General features: G+C 60.2%; 14 protein-coding genes. 7 read left to right on the plus strand and 7 right to left on the minus strand.

Annotation, left to right across the window (positions count from 1 at the left end):
• The first annotated feature begins 275 nt into the window (after positions 1-275).
• From ABH944_RS20445 to ABH944_RS20455, 3 genes are all read left to right on the plus strand, one after another.
• Entirely contained in the window at positions 276-2,513 is a 2,238-nt protein-coding gene (locus tag ABH944_RS20445) for an NHL repeat-containing protein (protein WP_404609540.1), read from the plus strand.
• A 1,046-nt stretch (positions 2,514-3,559) separates the two neighbouring features.
• Entirely contained in the window at positions 3,560-5,053 is a 1,494-nt protein-coding gene (locus ABH944_RS20450; protein WP_404609539.1) for a flippase, read from the plus strand.
• A gap of 15 nt (positions 5,054-5,068) precedes the next feature.
• The gene (locus ABH944_RS20455) at positions 5,069-7,591 is read left to right on the plus strand and encodes a glycosyltransferase family 4 protein (protein WP_404609538.1); all 2,523 of its coding nucleotides are present in this window, start codon (positions 5,069-5,071) and stop codon (positions 7,589-7,591) included.
• Positions 7,592-7,675: 84 nt separating this feature from the next.
• Here the strand turns inward: ABH944_RS20455 and ABH944_RS20460 are convergent, their stop codons facing one another.
• Complete coding sequence (locus ABH944_RS20460) at positions 7,676-8,854, minus strand: acyltransferase family protein (RefSeq protein ID WP_404609537.1); 1,179 nt, start codon at positions 8,852-8,854, stop codon at positions 7,676-7,678.
• Between the two features lie 292 nt (positions 8,855-9,146).
• On the opposite strand from ABH944_RS20460, the gene ABH944_RS20465 reads away from it, so the two are divergent.
• Together ABH944_RS20465 and galU (ABH944_RS20470) are read left to right on the plus strand one after the other, a co-directional pair.
• Positions 9,147-9,290 (plus strand): hypothetical protein, encoded by a 144-nt coding sequence (locus ABH944_RS20465; RefSeq protein WP_165936459.1) that lies wholly within the window; start codon positions 9,147-9,149, stop codon positions 9,288-9,290.
• Positions 9,291-9,553: 263 nt separating this feature from the next.
• Positions 9,554-10,474: a UTP--glucose-1-phosphate uridylyltransferase GalU gene (galU, locus tag ABH944_RS20470; RefSeq protein ID WP_062081931.1), complete on the plus strand. Its 921-nt coding sequence runs from the start codon at positions 9,554-9,556 to the stop codon at positions 10,472-10,474.
• Between the two features lie 90 nt (positions 10,475-10,564).
• Here the strand turns inward: galU (ABH944_RS20470) and ABH944_RS20475 are convergent, their stop codons facing one another.
• Positions 10,565-11,155 (minus strand): phosphatase PAP2 family protein, encoded by a 591-nt coding sequence (locus ABH944_RS20475; protein WP_404609536.1) that lies wholly within the window; start codon positions 11,153-11,155, stop codon positions 10,565-10,567.
• Positions 11,156-11,312: 157 nt separating this feature from the next.
• The gene (locus tag ABH944_RS20480) at positions 11,313-12,485 is read right to left on the minus strand and encodes a GlxA family transcriptional regulator (protein ID WP_404609535.1); all 1,173 of its coding nucleotides are present in this window, start codon (positions 12,483-12,485) and stop codon (positions 11,313-11,315) included.
• A gap of 282 nt (positions 12,486-12,767) precedes the next feature.
• Here ABH944_RS20480 and galU (ABH944_RS20485) point away from each other — a divergent pair, with 282 nt between their 5' ends.
• Positions 12,768-13,700: a UTP--glucose-1-phosphate uridylyltransferase GalU gene (gene galU, locus ABH944_RS20485; protein ID WP_404609534.1), complete on the plus strand. Its 933-nt coding sequence runs from the start codon at positions 12,768-12,770 to the stop codon at positions 13,698-13,700.
• 286 nt (positions 13,701-13,986) lie between these two features.
• Here galU (ABH944_RS20485) and ABH944_RS20490 read toward each other — a convergent pair whose 3' ends face one another.
• The 4 genes from ABH944_RS20490 to ABH944_RS20505 all read right to left on the minus strand — a co-directional run bounded on the left by ABH944_RS20490 (position 13,987) and on the right by ABH944_RS20505 (position 17,707).
• A complete protein-coding gene (locus tag ABH944_RS20490; RefSeq protein ID WP_404609643.1) occupies positions 13,987-14,439 on the minus strand; it encodes a GDP-mannose mannosyl hydrolase in 453 nt (150 codons plus the stop codon).
• A 102-nt stretch (positions 14,440-14,541) separates the two neighbouring features.
• Positions 14,542-14,682, minus strand: a complete 141-nt coding sequence (locus tag ABH944_RS20495; protein WP_156529100.1) for a hypothetical protein — start codon at positions 14,680-14,682, stop codon at positions 14,542-14,544.
• 236 nt (positions 14,683-14,918) lie between these two features.
• Positions 14,919-15,092, minus strand: a complete 174-nt coding sequence (locus tag ABH944_RS20500) for a hypothetical protein (protein WP_404609533.1) — start codon at positions 15,090-15,092, stop codon at positions 14,919-14,921.
• A 368-nt stretch (positions 15,093-15,460) separates the two neighbouring features.
• The gene (locus ABH944_RS20505) at positions 15,461-17,707 is read right to left on the minus strand and encodes a hypothetical protein (RefSeq protein WP_404609532.1); all 2,247 of its coding nucleotides are present in this window, start codon (positions 17,705-17,707) and stop codon (positions 15,461-15,463) included.
• A gap of 1,372 nt (positions 17,708-19,079) precedes the next feature.
• Between ABH944_RS20505 and ABH944_RS20510 the strand changes: the two genes are divergently transcribed.
• Positions 19,080-20,081 (plus strand): GlxA family transcriptional regulator, encoded by a 1,002-nt coding sequence (locus ABH944_RS20510; RefSeq protein WP_047844966.1) that lies wholly within the window; start codon positions 19,080-19,082, stop codon positions 20,079-20,081.
• Positions 20,082-20,189 lie beyond the last annotated feature (108 nt).

Here is a 20,189-nt window from a genome sequence, read left to right on the forward strand (position 1 = left end):
TTACGGCTCCGGCAGCCTCGCTGGCAAAGGCTTCGGCCCTTTATGGACTCTTCCGGATCTGCGCGGTGCGTACTTAAAAGCGGCTTCTAACGGTAATTGATTTAATTTTGTGGTTCATTTACCACTGGCGATCCTGCTTCGCGCTCTATTTATTTAAGATTTTTTTGCAATATTTGAACGGTAGTCTTGGCTAACCCGAGTAACGGCCGTGACGCCTCTACTGCACCATCGGCCGATGGGAGCGGGGTGGGCCGCTCTCAGACGGAGAAAACCTCTTGCACCGTTTTTCGCGCTTTTCGCTTCTGGCATTACGTTTTCTGGTTGTGGGCGGGTTCGGTCTGGCGGCGGTGAGCTCAGCGTATCCCGCGTCGCCCACTGTGCTGCAGGCTCGTACATCGTGGATTGGAAACACTTTCGGTTTCGGCGATGGCGCCTGGACGCAGATCAACATTACTGCGATCGCGGTCGCGCCTGACGGCCGGGTGTACACCAATGCGCCTTGGGACGAGAGCGGTGCGGAAGTGAGCGTCTACAAGGACGGCAAGGTGCTTGGCACGGCGGGCGGCACGCATGGCTGGGGCAACTACGGTGGCAACGCGATCGCGCTTAACCGGCGCTATGCGTTTGTGGCAGTCGGGGTGGGTAACGAGCGCGGCAATTTGCAGAAGGCGGGTGTGTGGCCGCCCAAGGGCAAGCAGTGGTTTGGCGTGTCGCGCCGGGACATCCGGGACATGAAGCGCAGTGTGGCATTCCAGGCGAACCTGGCTGCCGACAAGGACGGGCACGCGCAGCTCGCTGCCGCGTTCCTGATGATCAACGAGGCGCCGGAAGACAAGCGCGGCGCTCCGAAGACGGACGACGTGAAGCAGGACGTGGGTGGACTGGCTGCGTCGGATGCGTTGTTGTACGTGGCGAATACCGCGATGAACCGCATCGAGGTGTATGACGCCGAGTCGATGCAGCAAAAGGGCAAGTGGAACGCCACGCAGCCGGGGCGTCTGGCGCTTGCAAGGGACGGCACGTTATGGGCGCTGGTCAATATTCAGGGCGGGCGGGCGCGGCTCGCGCATTACACGCCGGCGGGCGCGACGATAGACGATGCCCCCGCACTAGCTGCGGGTACCGACGCCGTCGATTTGACGCTTGATGCGCAGGGGCGTTTGCTGGTTGCTGACAACGGACCGCGTCAGCAGGTGTTGATTTTTACGCGCGATGGCGGTGCGGACAAGTACCGCGAGTCGTCAGCACTGGGTGAGCGTGGCGGCATTTTTTCGGGTGTTGCGGGGCGGCCTGGTCCGCAGCGTTTCAACGGGTTGACCGGCGTGGGTGTGGATGCGGCGGGGAATGTTTATGTATCGACGAATGGGATAGGTGTGCGGCAGGGCTCGACCGGTGCGGGGTTGGGTGCGACGCTTGAGAGTTATGCGCCTGACGGGCGGCAGTTGTGGCAAGTGCAGGGACTGTTGTTCGTGGATGGTGCGTGGATGGATCCGGCGCGTCCGAACAGCGTTTACACCGGCAACAAGCGCTTTGAACTGGATCTGTCGAAGCCGGCGGGACAGGACTGGAAATATGTGGGGTTCTTGTCGGGGCGGTTCAAGTATCCCGAGGATCCCAGCTTTAGCGTTGATGACTGGCCGGGGCAGCCGATGGCCCGGAGGGTTGATGGTCGAACGTTCCTGTACTTGACGGACATGTATTCCGATCACCTGAAGATTTATCGTTTCGATGCGAAGCGTGATGGAGAGCTGGCGATTCCTTCGGGGTATTTTGCGGGGCGTGAGCGTGGTGCGGAGAACATTCCGAATCATCCGCCGCATGGTGACTGGATCTGGCGCGACACCAACGGCAATGGCCGGTTTGATGCGAATGAGTTCGACGTGAACAACGGAGTGCTACCTAATCCTGGTGGGTGGGGATGGTGGGTTGATACGAAGTGTGATATTTGGCATACGAGTGATACGCGGGGGATCAATCGCTTTCGATACGGTGGTGTGGACCGTGTGGGCAATCCGGTTTATGCGTATGCCAATGCGCAGAACTATGCGATGCCTGCGCCGTTTAGCGTGGTGAAGCGGGCGGTGTATGAGGCGGATACGGACACGATGTATTTGACTGGGTACACGGCGGACGAGCCGTTTGACCGTGGTTACTGGAAGGAAGTGGGGCGACGGTTGGTGCGATATGACCATTGGTCGAAGGTGCCGGAGCAGCGGTATTCGATTGAGTTGCCGTGGGATACGCAGAGTAAGCCGTTGGCAACGACGATTGGTTTGACGGTTGAGGGTAAGTATTTATTCACGGTGGAACCGGTTGGGATGGTGCATGTGTATGAGAAGGATACGGGCCGTGAGGTTGGTGTGATCAAGCCGGGTCCGGAGGTGGGCGGTGCGTCGGGGTGGGTGGATGTGCCGAATGGCATTAGTGCGAGCCGGCAGGCGGATGGCGAGTACCTGGTGTTTGTTGAAGAGGATGCGCGGGGGAAGGTGATGATGTACAGGTGGCGGCCATAGCCGTTGGCTGTTCGTTCGCACTTTTTTGGGTTTTGGGTGACTGGGGTTTTTGGGGCGGTGGTCGGGGGTGATGTCGGGGCGGTAGGTTCCAGGGTTAGCGGTCGGAGTCAATGCCGGGTTGCTGCTTTCGGCGTTAGTGGTCTGCGAGAGTCGGATTTTCTCTTTATCACTATTAGCCACTGTGCGTGGCGGCACGTCATTTCTTTGTCCAAAGCGACAAAGAAACGAAGCAAAGAAAACGCTTTAACCGCTCTACCCTAAGTGTCCACAGCGTGCAGTTTTAATTCATGGGTGCCCCAAAAGCACGGTGCTCGCCAGAGCAAAGGATGTTTGAACCCCTCCTTCTCGCGAATCCTGACATGAACACGCTTCGCCACCAGTGCTCTCGGGCAAGCACCAGCACCCCACGGTCAGCACGGCCCAACACGTATTTTTTTGCCGAATTTCCCGCGGCGTTGGCCGCTTCCCGATCCGCACCATAAAAATGATTTGTAAGGCATGCGAAATATTTAACGTTTTCTAAATTTGTAGAGTCTGGTGAGCCTGCTAAGTCTACTGAGCCGGTTGGTTCTGTTGGATTTGATGGTGGGTGTGGATAGGGCGGTGGAGGTTTTGGGTGGTTGGTTGTTCGCGGATAGCGCGGGGTGAACCTTGGGCAGGTTCAGTCACTGGTGGCGAAGCGTGTGGGTATCTGTGTTCGGAGAAGGAGGGTTTCACACATCCGTCGCTCTGGCGAGCACCGTACTTTTGGGGCACCAATGAATGGGAACTGCACGCTGTGGACACTTAGGGTAGTGCGGTTAAAGCGTTTTTTTTGCTTCGTTTCTTTGTCGCTTTGGACAAAGAAATGACGTGCCGCCACGCACAGTGGCTAATAGCGATAAAGAAAATAGCTCACATATAACGTGCGAAGACCTGGAAAGCAGCAACCCGGCATAGACCCTGACCGCTAACGCAGGAACAGGCAACCCAGCACCGACCGCGACCACCAACCCCAAAACCCCAAACCCCCAGTCACCCAAAACCCCAAAGAACGAGTGCGAACGATGGAAAAATCGATGGTGAAGAACATGGCGATCAACTTCTCGGGACTGGTGCTGCCTACCTTTGTCTCGTTGATCACCGTGCCCGCATACATCCATCTCGTCGGCGTCGAACGCTACGGCGTGATCAGCCTTGTCTGGACGCTTATCGGCTACTTCGGCATTCTCGACCTCGGCATGGGCATGGCCGCTCAACACCAGATCTCAAAGGCCCACGCCGCCAACGACCCCGAAGCCCGCTCGCGCGTGTTCTGGAGCGCCATCTGGCTCAACCTCGGCACCGGCATCATCGGCGGTGTCCTGATCTACTTCGGCGCCTTCGCCTACACCGCCTACGTCGCCCATTCATCCCCCGCCATGCAACGCGAGGTCTACCACGCACTCCCATGGCTCGCCCTCGCCATCCCCATCGCCAACGTGTCATGGGTCTGCGCCGGTGCCATCAACGGCGTCGAACGCTTCGGTATCTACAACACCAATCAAACCATCGGCACCTTCCTGTTCCAGCTGCTACCGCTCGCCGCCGCCTGGAAAATCGCCCCGAACCTGCAAACCGTACTCGCCGCCGCCGTCGTCGCACGAGTCCTCGCCGTCATACTCCTCGCACGAGCGAGCTTCAAGGTGCTCGACATCAAACGCATCGAATGGCCGCAGCTAGGCGTCGCCGGCGGCTTGTTCAAGTTCGGCGGCTGGATGCTGGTTGCAACCATCTCCAGCATGATCACGGACTCCCTCGACCGTATCCTCCTGGGAGCCAATCTGGGTGCGCGCTTCGTCACGTACTACACCGTGCCGCAGAACCTCGTCACCCGCCTGAACATGCTGCCGAACTCACTCGTTCGCACCTTGTTCCCACGCTTGTCCGCCGTCCAACGCGAACACGCCGATGCCATGGTCCAGCAGTCCCTCGAATTCCTCAACGGTGTATTCACGCCCATCGCACTCTTCGTCATGCTCGTGCTCGCGCCCTTCCTGCACCTCTGGGTCGGGCAGGAAATCGCCATTGCCAGTGCACCGGTGGGCCGGATCCTGATCATCGGCGTGTGGCTCGTCGGACAGGCCAGCGTCACGCGCATCATGATCCAGTCACAGATCAATCCCGCCACCGCGGCGCGTATCGGCGTCGTCCAACTGCCGTTCTTCGTGACCGCGCTGTGGTTCGGGATCGCGCACTTCGGACCTATCGGTGCGGCGAGCGTGGTCGTGCTGCGCTCGCTTGCCGACTACGGCCTCCTGCTCTGGATCTCGCGTATCCACGCCCGCCCCATTGCCGCCGACATGCTGATGCATCTCGCGTTCCTCGTCGCGGGCCTGGGCGTGGCGTTTGTCATCGATCCGATCGAGTACCCGTTGCAATCAATCGCAGCAGCGTTAGTCATCTCGGCCCTGAATTGCTGCTGCTCCCTTCTCACGCGGCCCGCGTTGCGCTCCATGGCGCGCAGCTTCGTCCACGAGTTGAATGTGCGCCTGAAACGGCGCGTGAAATCCACGGTTTAAGGTGAGGAGAGACACGTGAGACATGATCTCGATGAAGCGGTCATCGACCCGGTGCGAGCGACGCTCGACGCGGTCGGCCTGCCCCCGCCTGCTGTGCAGGACACACCGGCCCGCCACCGCGCAAGAATCGCAAAACGAGTCCCACGCGTGGCGATCGTGCATGACTGGCTCGTCGCTTTTGCGGGCGCGGAGAAGGTGCTCGAACAGATCGTCCTATGCTTTCCCGATGCGGATCTGTTCAGCGTCGTCGACTTCATGGAAGAGCGGTCATGGATGCGCGGCAAGAAGGTCACCACCTCGTTCATCCAGAAACTGCCGCAGGCGAAAAAGCGCTACCGCTCGTATCTGCCGCTCATGCCGCTGGCGATCGAACAACTCGACGTGTCCGGCTATGACCTCGTCATTTCCAGCAGCCATGCGGTGGCGAAGGGCGTGCTGACCGGCCCGGACCAGGTTCACGTGAGCTACGTGCATTCACCCATCCGCTACGCATGGGACCTGCAACACCAGTACCTGCAGCAATCGAATCTCACGGCCGGCGTGAAGTCGCTGCTCGCGCGCATGGTGCTGCACTACATGCGCAACTGGGACATCCGCACGTCGAACTCGGTGGACCATTTCATCGCGAATTCGGCGTTCATCGCGCGACGGATCAACAAGGTCTATCACCGCGATTCCCATGTGATCTTTCCGCCCGTCGACGTGGAAGCGTTCCAGCTATGCGAGGTGAAAGAGGACTTCTACCTGACGGCGTCGCGGATGGTGCCTTACAAGAAGATCGATCTGATCGTGGAAGCATTTGCGAAGATGCCCGGGCGCAAGCTGGTCGTGATCGGCGACGGCCCCGACATGCGCAAGATCCGCGACAAGGCCACGCCGAACGTCGAGATCATGGGGTATCAACCGTTCTCCGTCCTGCAGGACAAGATGCGCCGCGCGAAGGCGTTCGTGTTCGCGGCCGAAGAGGACTTCGGCATCTCGGTGGTCGAGGCGCAAGCGTGCGGGACGCCGGTGATCGCATATGGCAAGGGCGGCGCGCTGGAGACCGTGCTCGATAGTTCGCACGCGCGCCCAACGGGCCTTTTCTTCGATGAACAGACGACCACCTCCATCATCGACGCGGTGGAGGGGTTCGAACTCGGCGCGGTGAAGATCGATCCGGCCGATTGCCGCGCGAATGCCGAGCGTTTTTCGATCAGGCATTTCCGCGATGGCCTGCGCGCTTACGTGCAAAGCGTCGCGCCTCAGTTCACGCTCGCACCGCCGGCAATGCCGCCGGTGCCAGTCATTGAAACGGTCATCGATCCGCTATCCACAGCAGCGGCTGCGCAGCTGGACCAGGATCACGAAGAGGCCGACGCCATGCGTGTACTGGCCGTCGATCAAAGCGGCGTGCTGGGCGGTGCGGAACTGTCGTTGCTCGAGGTGATGAAGAACATGCGCGGCACCAACGAGACCGTGTTGTTCGACGACGGCCCGTTTCGTATCGCACTCGAAGCAGTCGGTATCAAGGTCGACGTGCTCGACGGCGCCGGGCTCGGCGGCTTGAGCAAGGACGGCGGGATGAAGCGGCCGGGTGCGGGCATGATCGGCGGCGTGATGAGCCTCGTGCGCGGCACGCTGGAAAAGTCGCGCAAGTCGGATGTGATCTACGTGAACACGCAGCGCGCGATGGTGGTCGGTGCGATCGCCGGACTGATCTCGCGGCGCCCGGTGGTCTGGCATCTGCGCGATATCGTCAGCCCGGAGCATTTCGGCAAGACGCAACTCACCATCATCAAGTGGTGCACGAAGCTCATGCTGGAGCGTGTGATCGCGAATTCGACGGCATCGGCCGTAGCGCTCACCGCGCTGACGCGGCTGAAAGAGGAACGGCTGGATGTGGTGTTCAACGGCATTTCCGCCGAGCCGTTCACCGAGCTGGAATCTGTCGCGCAGCACGAGCTGCGGGCGCGCTTCGGCTTGCCGCAGGACGCGTTCCTGGTGGGCTCGTTCAGCCGGCTCGCACGCTGGAAAGGGCAGCACATCCTGCTCGAGGCGCTGCTGGAGGCGCCCGAGATGCACGCCGTACTGGTTGGGTCGGCGCTCTTCGGCGAGGACGCCTACGAGGCGGAATTGCGTGCCTACGTGCTCGAACACGGCCTCGCTGACCGCGTGCATTTCCTCGGCTTCCAGCACGACATTGCAGCATGCATGAAAGCCGTCGATGTCGTTGCGCATACGTCCATCAGCCCGGAGCCGTTCGGCCGCGTGATTATTGAAGGCATGCTGGCGAAGCGGCCGATCGTGGCGGCGCGGGCGGGCGGTGTGACGGACATCGTGGAAGATCGCGAGAACGGCATTCTGTGCACGCCCGGCGATGTCCACGCGCTCGCAGGCGCGCTGGGTGAGTTATCGGCCGATGCGGGTCTGCGCAACCGTCTGGTCGAACAGGGTTATGCGAATGCGATCAACCGCTTCGGGACCGAACGGTACGTGGAGAGCGTTCAAAAGATTCTCTCCGATGTCGCCGGCAAGTCGCGGTCGAAACGAAGCTAGGGTCCGCTCCACAGGTCTGGAAACGAAGAAGCCCCGCGTCAGCGGGGCTTCTTCGTTTTCGTTTCGTTAGAGATCCGACGGTATTCAGGCAGCAGCCGATTGCCGCCGCTTGAGGCTGGCGGACCAGTTCATCGCGGGGCGCTCGACCAGCATGTAGAACACGAAGGCCACCGCGATGGGCACGAGCATGAAGGCGAACGACGCCCAGATGGTCGTTTGCAGCGCCGAGTGAAACAGCACCGACCCGAGCAGGATAAGGATCGGAATATGCACGATATAAAGCGAGAAGCTGAACTCGCCGAGCCACGAAAAGCCCCGTACCGGCAACGAGTTGCGCATGGGTTTATCCAGCGCCTGGAACAGGTACAGCGCGAACGCGAGCGCCCAGAACTGGAATGCCAGGTATTGCCCGAACTTGAACGCACCGCAGCCAATCACCGCCACCACCAAGGCCGCGATCTTCAGCTTCATGGACCCGTTCGGCATCTTTTGTGCGTCGGGCGCGGCCTTCGCCTCGGCAATCCACGCGCCGAGTGTCCATGAGAACCAGTACGACGCGAACAACACAATCTCGTGACGCTCGAAGACCAGTGCGGAAATCACGTTGATGACGCCAACGCTAACCAGCACCGCCTTCATTCCGATCCGCCGGCGCGATGCAATCAGCAACGGATACACAAGATAGAACTGCACTTCGAGCGACAGCGTCCACAACGCACCGTTCGACCCGAACGTACCGCCGGCCACGCCCTGCAGCGAGAGCAGGTTGACGATGAACAAATGCAGGTCCGCTGTGCCAATCTTCGGGCTGACCGGCGTGAAGCCGAGGCTGAACGTATCCAGCACATAGGTCAGCACCAGCGCCGCTAGCAGCACCGGATAGATACGCGCGAAACGGCGCATCAGGAAGTTGCCGGTATCGAAGGGTGCGCCTGGATTGGCGAGCAGCTTGCGTGCCGTTCCACGATGAATGCAGTACCCGCTGATCACGAAGAAGATCGGCACGCCGGCCGAACCCCAGGCAATCGGGAAGGTGAGATAGCTGAAGACCGTGTTGAGGTCGAACCTGGCCCCGCTTCTGTGGAATTGCTGTATGCCGATCCAGGTGATCTGGCGGCAATGAAAATAAGCGACCAGTAATGCCGCAAAACCACGCCACGCGTTGATGGCGACGTCGCGGTCGTCGATGCTGACAGCGGCTGCGCGTTCGAGCGGTAACTGCAGGGAGGAACCGGACGGATCGAGCAGGGACGAATCGCTCATTGAAAACCTCGTGTCCAGGTTGAATAAAGGCCGGAGACGGTTCCCGGCCTTGGCGGCGCCTTGTCTCGTGCACTCATCGCACACTAAGCGCTCTCCAAGCGGCGCACGGTGCTAGACGCCATATTAGTCTGGCAAATAATGGAAAAATATGCGTGGCAAACACCTCATCCTGCACATGATGAGCAAAAACCTCCTTACGGTCTGTTCGAAAGGTAACGAATTTATTCGGCAATTATTTGTCGTTTTTTTTCTGCTAACTTCATTTCAAACCATTCAAAAACAGGGGTACGCCATGGACATGCACGCACTTGCCGGTATTGCTGTTTTGTTGATCCTCGCAGCGGTCTCGGCTTATCGGGACGCGCTACGTAACGATCCCATGTCGAAACTGAACGCGTCGGGCATTCGTTTTCCGCATTCGGACGATCAGGAATAAACGTTTGAGAACGGTCGTGCTGCGGTGCGGCGGATAGTCGAATATTTTTTTTCCGCACCGGCCGGCTTCGGCTGCCACCGGGGCCAGCGCCATCCGGCACTCCGTCTTGCGATGCAGCAGATTATTTTACGTTTTCAAAAGCGGGTTTCGATGAATATTGGCGCCGCAATTGAAAGCTTTGAGTGAACGTGAATTCGATGCGTTGGATACCGCACGAACGAGCGTTCGTGCATTAATTTAAAAGTATTTTAGGGAAGCGCGCGATGCTGAAAGTCACCAAAGCCGTATTTCCTGTCGCGGGACTCGGCACCCGTTTCCTGCCCGCGACAAAAGCGAGCCCGAAGGAAATGCTGCCGGTCGTCGACAAACCGCTGATCCAGTACGCGGTCGAAGAGGCGATAGCGGCAGGAATCACGGAAATGATATTCGTGACGGGCCGCAGCAAGCGGGCGATTGAAGACCACTTCGACAAATCCTACGAGATCGAGGCGGAACTCGAAGCACGCGGCAAGGAGGCGTTGCTCGAGGTCGTGCGCAACATCAAGCCCGCGAACGTGGACTGCTTTTACGTTCGCCAGCCGACCGCACTTGGACTGGGCCATGCCGTGCTATGCGCCGAGAAGCTGATTGGCGAAAACCCGTTCGCCGTGATCCTGGCCGACGACCTCCTTCACAGCAAGGAGCCGGTCATGAAGCAACTGGTCGATGTATTCAATCACTACCATAGCTCGGTCATTGGCGTTGAGCGGATCAGCCGTATCGACAGCGCGTCCTACGGGGTGATTGAAGGGCGCGAGTGGGAAGAGGACATCATCAAGCTGTCCGGCATTGTGGAGAAGCCGCAGCCGGCCCTGGCGCCGTCGAATCTGGGGGTGGTGGGGCGTTATGTGTTCATGCCGGGCATCTTCACGCATCTGCGCAATACGCGGGCCGGCAGTGGCGGCGAGATTCAGTTGACCGACGCGATTGCGTCGTTGCTGGCGGTCGAGCAGGTGCTGGCGTACCGGTATTACGGCACCCGCTTCGATTGCGGCAGCAAGCTCGGTTATTTGAAGGCGACGGTGCAGCTCGCGTTGCAACACCCCGAAGTGCGCGAAGACTTCGAGGCTTATTTGCGTGAGTACCTGCCCGCGTTGTTCCCTGCGGAAGTGGTCGAACAAGCTGAGCTGATCGAGCCTGTCTAAAAGGATGTTGTTCGCTCGCGCCAGCAAGTCGAACCTGACGCGAGCGTTTCGACAAGAATCGGCAAAAGAATCGGCAAAAGAAGCTGGAAATCAGAAATCGAACCAGCGGCACAACCACGGTGAGTACGCCACGAGCATTTGCTGAATCGGTGCGTGATGCCCATAGGCAATGGTCGATACCGCGAGCAGGCCCACCCCAGCGAAGATCGACCCCGGCATCTTGCGCGGCTGTTTGAAAAAGCGCCGCAGGAAAAACAACGCAATACCGCCACCCAGGAACCAGCCCGCCACGACTTCAATCGGGGTATGGGCGTCCTGCACGACCCGGCACAAGCCGATCAGTGCGCCGAGTGCCAACCCGGCCGCTGCGCCCAGCCTGTACCACCTCACGCCCCTGCTGCCGGCAAGCAAACCGAACGTCACGCCCCATACCGCCGATGTCAGCATGGTGTGGCCGCTGATCACGCGGAAGTCGATCGAACGAATCTCGAAACCGCAGCCCGCGTACAGGATCTTGTTCACGCCGACCAGCACCAGCGCGCCCAGCAGCGTACCCAGCCAAATCAACGCTTCGCGTTTGTCAGTCGTGCTGAGCCACAGCGCACATCCGGCCGCCACGGGAATGGTCAAACCCGCATCGCCGAAATTGGTGATCCAACTCAAAACCGTCGTACCCGTCATACGCCCCCCGAAAAGCGCGCGCTTGGGCGGTGACCAGGATCGTCACCGCTGCGCTTGTTGCGCTGTGCCTGCCGCCTGCTTAAACCTTGCTCTTGATGCTCGTTCTTGATGCCCGCGTTCAACTCGTGTTTCCAACGTTGCTGCAACACGTAACGCTTCACTCCTCCGCGGCTTTCCTGCGCCCGGCGAGCCGATACTCGGTCGGCGAAATGGACAGGCGCTTGCGGAATATCTTGGCCAGTCCATCGCCGCTGCCGGCTCCGCATCGACGCGCGATCTTATCGACAGGAAGATCGGTCGCGGCAAGCAGCATGCAGCTCGCATCGAGTCGCGCCCGCAACAAATATTCCGACGGCGTCAACCCGATCTGGGCCTTGAAGCGGCGCAGGAAATTGCGCTCGCTCATGGCCGCCACGCGTGCGGCGTCGGCAATCGAAATCGGCCGGATGTAGTTTTCACGCATCCATCGTGCCGCTGCGTCTATTTTTTGCCGCACGCCGCCCACGTCGGTGTCGTCGAGGACTGCAGACAGCTTCGGCCACGCACCGGGAATGGAGCGCTCCGATACTTCCCGCGCCACCGTTGGACCGTAATCGCGCTTGATGATGGACAGCGCGGCCGCGATCGGACCCTTGGGGTCATCGAGTGTCAACGTCTGCTCGGCGATGAACAGCGAACTCGTCAACGCAGAAGCCGCTGCCGGGTCTTCGAAGTCGGGCGCACGGTTCTGCAGTGAAAGGTTCGCTGCCGCGAGGATCTGCGACCCTTCGCCAATGGCCTTTACAAACGATATCTTCGGTGCGACCCGGCTCAGCCGCCTGAGCAGCTGCGTATCCAGTTTCGCGTGCTGCGCGCCTTCGCCGCCCGCAATGAAGAGGGCGTCGCACTCGCTCATCCAGCGCGTGTCGAGACTCTCGGTCCAGATGCGCATGGAGCAACTGCTCGCAACGCTGCCGCCATCGCTCGACAAGAACAGTAACGCATAATCCGGCGCGGCACCCGACTTGAGCGCGGCGGAATCGGATAACGTGTGAATCTCGTTGGCGAGCGAAAACACCTCCGATATCGAACTGACCTCGACTAGCGAGAAGTCTTCGAAGATCAGTATGCCGATCCGCTTCGGTGCGGCCTTGTCTTCCTGTATCGCTTCGTGCATGGCTTCTTGCATCGCTTCGTTGGCTGTTCCCGGCCCCGGCTCGTGCGCGGCTCCGGATGCGGTTTCGTACCCGGGTTTGTGCCGGTTCGAGCGGGACGCATCGGACACCGTCGCAGAGTCAGCACTCGGCAATCGCACGATTTGCAGCCGGCTCATACCATTGGCGTGTCCCATCAACTTGTCTCCGTTGCCAGTCCGGGCGGTGGGGATTGATCTCGTATGCGTCGCACTATACGCGGCGTGGCAGAAGCGTCAGGGCAGTCGTCTGAAAAGAACGAGATGTTGGCAGATGGTTTCGATATTCAAGTAATAAGCTGACCATCAGTGATGAAAAAACCCGTCACGAGGTTTCTCTTTCGCGTGGCACGAGGCATTGCACGAGGCGTGGCGAGAGACCGCGTTGACCAGAATCCTGGCCCGTTAACGAGCGCCGGACAAAACAAAAGGGGGTCGGACATGCTCAAGGTACGCAAGGCGGTGTTTCCCGTCGCAGGACTTGGTACGCGCTTTCTTCCTGCAACCAAGGCGAGTCCGAAAGAAATGCTGCCCATCGTCGATAAACCGCTGATCCAGCATGCGGTGGAAGAGGCGGTTGCGGCGGGCATCACGGAAATGATCTTCGTCACGGGCCGCGGCAAACGGGCGATAGAAGACCACTTCGATAAGTCATACGAAATTGAAGCCGAACTGGAAGCACGCGGCAAACGCACGTTGCTTGAACTTGTACGCGGCATCAAACCCTCCCACGTCAACTGTGTCTACGTGCGTCAGGCCGAACCGCTCGGACTGGGCCACGCGGTGCTGTGCGCGGAAAAGCTGATCGACAACGAACCGTTCGCCGTCATGCTCGCCGACGACCTGCTCGACGGCGAGCCGCCCGTCATGGCGCAGATGGTCGAGGTCTTCAACCGCTATCACTCGTCGGTGCTGGGCGTGGAGGAGATCGACAGGCGCGAGTCAGGGTCATATGGCGTGATTGAAGGCCGCCAGTGGGATGACGGGCTCTTCAAGATAGCGGGTGTGGTGGAGAAGCCCGAGCCTGCGCGGGCGCCATCCAACCTGGGTGTGGTTGGACGCTATGTGCTGATGCCACGCATCTTTGAACATCTGCGTACGCAGAAGCCGGGCGCGGGCGGCGAGATCCAGTTGACCGACGCGATCCAGGCATTGCTCGCGCATGAACAGGTGCTCGCTTACCGGTACAAGGGCAAGCGCTTCGACTGCGGCAGCAAGCTGGGTTATCTGAAAGCGACCGTGGAGTTTGCGTTACGTCACCCCGAAGTGGCCGAGCCGTTCGAAGCCTACTTGCGCGCGTTTCTTGCGAGCCGCAATCGTGCGCCGGTGATGAACGACGAACCGCTCGACGAGGCGCCGGAGTTGATCGGCTAGGTTCGCGGGCAGCCCGGCAGCCGGCACGGTTCACGAGCCGCCGGTGATGAACCAGGAATCGATGGATACGCCGGACCGGTGTCAGCTGCAGACACGTCCGGCGAACAAGGTGAACAGGATTCGAATTGCAGCATGAACCGCGTTGTAAGTAGCGCTAGCCCCCCGGCGCGCGCTATGGTCTTTGGCCCGCCACGTGCGGGCTTTTTTTCGTGCGCGGCACGTGAAAAAAGCGGCTCGTCAGAGCCGCTTTTCAAGTTACCGCTGGACTACTGACTACTCGCTTTGCTTAGCGGAAATAAGCCTTCGCGTTCGGGTGCACGTCTTCGCGGGCCAGCACTTCCGCAGGCATCAGCCATGCATAGTCGCTGTGCTGATCGAAACGGCCGATCGGCACCGAGCCGCCCAGCATGATCGAATAAGCAAGTGCGACGTAATGCGTGGCAATGTCCGGGACGCCTGCGAAGTTGTCGTCGTAGTAGTGTTCGAAAACGCCGAACAAACGCGACGACGAACGTTGGACGCTGGCTATGCCCAGCTCGTCACGAACCACGCGTGTGAACGCGGCGTCGAGCGTTTCGCCTTTACGGACCCGGCCGCCCGGCACGAACCAGGTGTCTTGCGCGGGACGGTTGCGACGCTGTCCCAGCAGCACACGGCGGTTGCCGTCGGTCACGATCAGGTCGATAGACACCAGCGGCGTCAGGCGAATGGCATTGAGGAAATCCGTGTCGTCGAGGATCACGGGGGAGTCGGACTGCGGCGCTTTCTTGAGCAGATCAGCTTGTTGCGCAGCGGCGGCGACTGATGAGAACGAAGAGAGATCGGTCACGCTCGTGGTACCTCAGTCATGTTCATCGTTATTAAATAAGCGCGCGGCGACGTGGCCCAGGAAAAGGACCACTAGGGCGATCAGCACGCAGACTGCCAACCCACCGCCGAGCATTGCAACGACGATGATCGCCGTCCAGCGCAGGCCGTCCATGATGGTTCCGAGTGTGCTTTCGATCGCTGTGTTGGCGGCCAGACGCGCAATGTTTGCCTGGCTTCGCTCACTGCGTCGGCATTTTATGCAGATGAGTCAGTTTAGCGCGCGGTCATCGCTGCCGTATCGGCTTTGAACTGGCTTAATACGCCGAAAGATCGCGTTTGGAAGCCAATCGGTGGGATCGCCGTTGAGAGGCCTTGGCGATGCGTCATAGGCAGGAAGAAACGGTCGCTTCAGAAGTCAGCGGGCGCTTGGGCCGAGGCTTCAACGTCAGGCGTCATCTGCGCGATGTTGTCATGCGCGGGTTCATCCGGGCGAGCGCTCAGGACGGTCAGGCAGCCGAGAAGGGCGGCGAAAAGGAGGCCGCCCGCGGATGCAGTGGCGTGCCCTTGATCAGGTTGATTCATGGCGATTGCAGCGGCGTTGCCACTGCCCTAAAAACGATGCGCGTAATGTTGCGAATGGCACGAGCGGACCCGCCAGGTCCTGGCGGCGTGTGCGGATCAGATGACTGGAACGGGTCCCGGACAGGCGATGCCTCGTTGTTCCACCGTCATCATGGAAATCGAATGTAAGGCACGCGAGCATCCGGTTCTGTCGGAACTTTCGCAAAAATTCGATGGAGTCCTGAAACGCCGTGGAGAGGGAAAACGTGTCGCCTGAGCGTCGTTTTCGTGCTGCAACGGTAGCCGGCGATACGCGCGAGCGTTGCATGGAGGCGCCCGGCCACATCGTGTCCGGGGCAAGCCGATCGCGGCAAATGAAGACCGGATGGTTACTGCGCCACGTACCCCTCGGGCGTGTTGACGTTCGCCTTCATCACGCCGGCATTCTGCGACACCACATACACCGGCGCCTCGGTCAGCGTCAGCGCCACGCGGCCGTTTGCATAGGGCAGCGTGGACGGATTGCCCATCATGTCGAGCACGGTGAGCGTTCCGGAGGTTCCCGCTGCATCCACCTGCAGCGTGTATTTCACGGCATGCGTCTCGCTGAATCCCGATGCCCCCGGCCATACCGCATTCTCGTGCGTCCACAGCGCGGTCACGACCTTGCCTCCGTTCAGCCGCTGGAACGCGTACGCATAGACGCCGGGCGGTGTGTTCTTGACGGGTCCAAGCGTGTTGGTGCCATCGATGATGCGGGTCATTGCCGCCACGCCCATGGCTGCGGGCTTCGGGCTGATCTGCGTCTGGCCGTAGCCGCCTTCGGCGTTGACGAGATCGAAGAAGATGCCGTAACCCACTTCGGTCGGATCGGCTGTGTAGAAGATGTAGCTCATGTCCGCACCCTCGCCAAGCAGGATCAGATGCAGCCGTGAGACGAGCGCGCCCTGCGCATACAGCACGTTGGCCGATGGTGTAGAGGGGCCGTACTTCGTGCCGATGTCATAGCTGATACCCGACTCGGTGATGAACAGTTTCGCGCCGGGTTTAAGCATCTGCGTCATGGCGTGGCGCAGCCCGCGCATCATCACCGGCAGGCTTTGCGCGGCTTTCTCGGGATCGCTGTTACCCGCCATGCGTTCTGGCGGATGTGATGGCGACGTCCCCACGTCGTAGTAACCATGCGCGCTCACGCCGTCGAGATACTTCGCAATCCCCAGCGGCGCGAGCCGGTTCAGCCACTCGGTGTTTTTCCCCAGCGACGACAGCGTCAACCCCATCACGACCGCATGAGGATCGGTGGCGTGGATCGCTTCGTAAGTCGCTTTGTACATGGCGACGAGATTGGCGTCCGTGTCGCGCCAGGGCAGGCCGCCCTCGTAGTCGGGTTCCCAGCTCACCTGATAGTAATTATTCGACTGCTGCGGAAAGACGCTCGAGCGCACGCGGTTCGATTCCTCGCCAACGCGCTTCATATAGGCGCTGTAGTCGGCCAGCGAGGAAGGTCCGTAACTATGCGTGTCCTGGCCTGTGCGATTCGCCCAGCCCGGAATGCCATCGAGCTGGATCAGCCGCAGCAGGTCGCCGGCTTTAAAGAAGGGCGCGAGGTTGTCGGCGGCCGGATTGAAGGTGTTCGGCGCCTTCGGCTCGGTCATGTACCAGTTGCGGTTGTCGTTGACCCACGTCAGGCCCAGGTCCGGGTAGAGCGGTCTGTATCCATCGCCGGAACAGCACGACTGGCCGGGCAGCAGATACGCTGCCCCCTGACCGCCGAAGCGATGCAGATCGGGGTACTTGTACGTGACGGCCGGCAGGATCGCGGCGAGATCGGGCAGCACGCCAAAGGTTGCAATACCCGCCGGCCGCGTGCCGCGCGACGGCAATACGACAGGGGTTGCGTTGGCGGCGTCCAGTTGTGCCGCGATCGAAAAATAGCCGGCGGCCTGGGACGTGCACTTGATAGTCGATGTATGCGCTCCGGGCGTCACGGCGAAATGACCGCTCGCCTTGACCGTATTCCAGGCGTCCTGTATCCGCCATGTCAGCGTGCCGGCCGATTTAGCGCGCGTGGTCAGGGCGAGTTCGAACGGTTTGTGAAGTGGGAACATGCGCGTGCCGTCGCTGCCGGGCGTATCGGCTTCGACAACATCGCCGGAAGCCGGGGCATCGACTGCTGCCTTCATTTCCGCAGCTGCGCTGCATTGCATCGGCAGCGGGGATGAAGGGGGCGGTGCCTCGGCGGCCAGGCGAGCGACAGCGCTGTTCGCCGCAGCTTCGACCCAGCACCGCTTCAATGAACCCGGCGCGGGGTCGTCGAACACGCCGTTATCGCAGCCCGTGCCGCCGGTGAATGTCTTGACTACATGTTTATCAGGCGTGCCGTACAGCACCCTCTTCGTGCCGTCGAAGGAGCAGCGCTCGTATTCCGCCGCACAAGGTGTCCACGAACTGCCGTCAATCTTCACGGTATCGGCGGCCACGGCGGGCGCATCCTGCGCCGACGCGCTTTCGCCCCGGCAAGCGCATATGCACAGTGTGATGGCGAAGGCCAGCGCAACCCTGCTGTATTGAGCCAGCACGCGGCCCGTGCGCGGCGCCGTCATTGCGGTGAGTCTTTCGGCCGATGAATTTTTCATTACACCCCGAGGTCGAGAGCCGGGTGGTTCGAATCCGCGCCGCCGGTGTTCTCCACCGGGGAAAGCGGCACTTTCCACCTTCGTGCTACCTGAATGAAACGTTTTCGGATGCGCTGCGCCGCAGTGCCCGATCGCACGGTAAACGCCTGCAAGTTTCTATCCCGCGCTGCAACATCAGGCACTGTTTGAAGGTGCCGCGAGCAGGCGTATGGTCCTGCAAGCCCCATTTCATGGGGCCTCCAAATGCGCTGAGGATAGGCGAGGCGCATCGAACACGCCAGCCGTTGCGATGGACGTTGTCGGATGCTGACGGCATTGGGCCATCCGGGCTCATACGGGTGGCGGGATAGCGCGACAATCTGGCCGATCCGGCGTTGTTTGGCGCGCCTTGCGCCAACCGACGCATGCGTAACTAATCTGTATCAAAACGCGCGACGGCTTCATGGGGATCCTGCCCGCGGCCGACTGTGGGCGATCTCACACAAGGGCGGGCGCGCAGCTCTGCCGACAACTGGTATGCGAGTGGTTGCAGCGAGTCGTCATCATCCGCCACTTCTGCGGATTTTTTCGCCTGCTCTTGAGGTCCGCCGGGTCTGTTCGATCTTTCGCCGATGACCCGTCAGCACTCGCCTGAACGGGATTTCACCGGTCGCGATATCCGGATCAAGGCATTTAATCAGCCGTTGAAAGCGCTTTTATCAGATGAATTAATTTTGTTTCTCTCATGAAACATCATTTTGATCCATATGAGAAAAGAATCGAAGTATGTGCGACACCGCACGTTGCCGGATTATGTTGTTAATCGCGCCGATGCTTTAAACGCGTGATTTAACCCTTGTATTTCAATTAGAACTGGTTTTTCAAGGAGCTAAACCGAACGTTAAATAGCGTGGTCTTCGTGAAGCGTGTTTTTAATCGAGTTTTCTCATGTTTCACGCACGCAACGTTTACGGCTCCTGACGCTCTTGGCCCATCTCCGCCAGCGCTCGGAACGGTCCGGCGAGCCTTGCCGCGTGGGGCTTTATAAACCGCGCGGAAGGTTGATTTGTATGACGTTCCGGGGTTCAGACACCCCTGTCCGATATGTGCGGTTGAATTGGACTGGCATTCGTCTTGCAATGAGGCATTCGAAATAAAAATTCCGGACATTCAATTTCTTTACGAAATTACCGAACGGACGTATCGAAATTTACCGAATGATAGGCAGCGCACGCAATGAAAGGATTTGAATGGCGACGTCGGAAGTTTTCCGCCAACATCTCGCTACTTTCAGTCACGACAACCTAATCAAACTTGAGGGTGTCTATGATGCACCGCAATGAGAACCCACTATCCAGTCATGTTGGATTCAACAAGTTCGCAGGGGAACGCCATGCCGTACGCCAGTCTTGAACCCGCCGTAATGGGATGGCTACAGCCGGCCCCTCGCAGCACCCAGGCGGAAGTCCGCCGCATCGCGATCCTGCTGTTCGACGGCTTCTCGCTGCTGGGCGCCGGCATTGTCGCGGAGGTCTTCCATGTCGCGAACGAACTGGCGGTCCTGAAGGCACGCAACGACTGGACCTACGACGTGCGTTTCCTCTCCGTCGAAGGCGGTAATGTCGCGTGTTCGTCGTCGGTACGCGTCTGGACCGATGGCCTCGATGCACGCCACTACGGCGGCTTTGACGCATTGTTCGTAGCCGGCGGCAAGGGCGCAGACGGTGCTGCAGGTGACGAACGCATTGTGGAATGGCTGCGCCGCGTGCACTCCAAGACCACGGTGGTCAAGTCGATTGCGGAAGGACGCAAGGTGCTCGATGCCGCCGGCATTGGCCACGCGGCCGAGTCGCAGATCCGCATCGGCCATTCGATGATGCACGCCGTGCGCGAAGAGCAGGCGAGCGAAGCGGGCGATCGCTACGAGTCCATGAAGGGCGCGTTGCTGATGATCAAGCGCGACCTCGGTGTAGACGTGGCGCGCGGGGTCGCGGAACGCCTGATGCCCGGCTCGGCGTCGAAGCTGGTCCCGTTGCTCGGCGACAGCGGCACGGCGTCCGCGGGCGACAAGATCCGCACTGCGGCGCGCTGGCTGCAGGACAACTGCGAGCGGCCGATCTCGGTCGTGGACGCAGCGCAAGTGGCGGCCATGAGCGAACGCAACTTCCTGCGCCGCTTCAAGATCGAGATGGGCATCACGCCTTCGGACTATCTGCTGCAAGCGCGCCTTGCCGTGACGTGCACATTGCTCACCGACTCGGAACTGCCGGTCGACAAGATCGCGCGCCGCAGCGGCATGGGTAACGGCGACCGCCTTGCCAAGATCTTCCGCAAGCGGCTTCTTATTTCACCGACCGAATACCGGATGCAAAGCCGCCGCGATGCCGGCGTCTGATTGAGGTGAGTCCAGTTTTTTTTGACCGTGGTCACGGAGCGTTGAAACGTAAGCGGTTCGGCTGAACCGGGGTCGACGATCGGTGCAAATGGCGCGTGCAGCTCCGCC

It is taken from the genome of Caballeronia udeis (assembly GCF_044909315.1).
Lineage (GTDB): Bacteria > Pseudomonadota > Gammaproteobacteria > Burkholderiales > Burkholderiaceae > Caballeronia > Caballeronia udeis_A.

Coding starts and splice junctions, on each gene's coding strand:
- ABH944_RS20450 (WP_404609539.1), top strand. CDS start 3,560: ATGGAAAAATCGATGGTGAAGAACATGGCGATCAACTTCTCGGGACTG.
- ABH944_RS20460 (WP_404609537.1), bottom strand. CDS start 8,854: ATGAGCGATTCGTCCCTGCTCGATCCGTCCGGTTCCTCCCTGCAGTTA.
- ABH944_RS20465 (WP_165936459.1), top strand. CDS start 9,147: ATGGACATGCACGCACTTGCCGGTATTGCTGTTTTGTTGATCCTCGCA.
- galU (WP_062081931.1), top strand. CDS start 9,554: ATGCTGAAAGTCACCAAAGCCGTATTTCCTGTCGCGGGACTCGGCACC.
- ABH944_RS20475 (WP_404609536.1), bottom strand. CDS start 11,155: ATGACGGGTACGACGGTTTTGAGTTGGATCACCAATTTCGGCGATGCG.
- ABH944_RS20480 (WP_404609535.1), bottom strand. CDS start 12,485: ATGGGACACGCCAATGGTATGAGCCGGCTGCAAATCGTGCGATTGCCG.
- galU (WP_404609534.1), top strand. CDS start 12,768: ATGCTCAAGGTACGCAAGGCGGTGTTTCCCGTCGCAGGACTTGGTACG.
- ABH944_RS20495 (WP_156529100.1), bottom strand. CDS start 14,682: ATGGACGGCCTGCGCTGGACGGCGATCATCGTCGTTGCAATGCTCGGC.
- ABH944_RS20500 (WP_404609533.1), bottom strand. CDS start 15,092: ATGAATCAACCTGATCAAGGGCACGCCACTGCATCCGCGGGCGGCCTC.
- ABH944_RS20505 (WP_404609532.1), bottom strand. CDS start 17,707: ATGAAAAATTCATCGGCCGAAAGACTCACCGCAATGACGGCGCCGCGC.
- ABH944_RS20510 (WP_047844966.1), top strand. CDS start 19,080: ATGCCGTACGCCAGTCTTGAACCCGCCGTAATGGGATGGCTACAGCCG.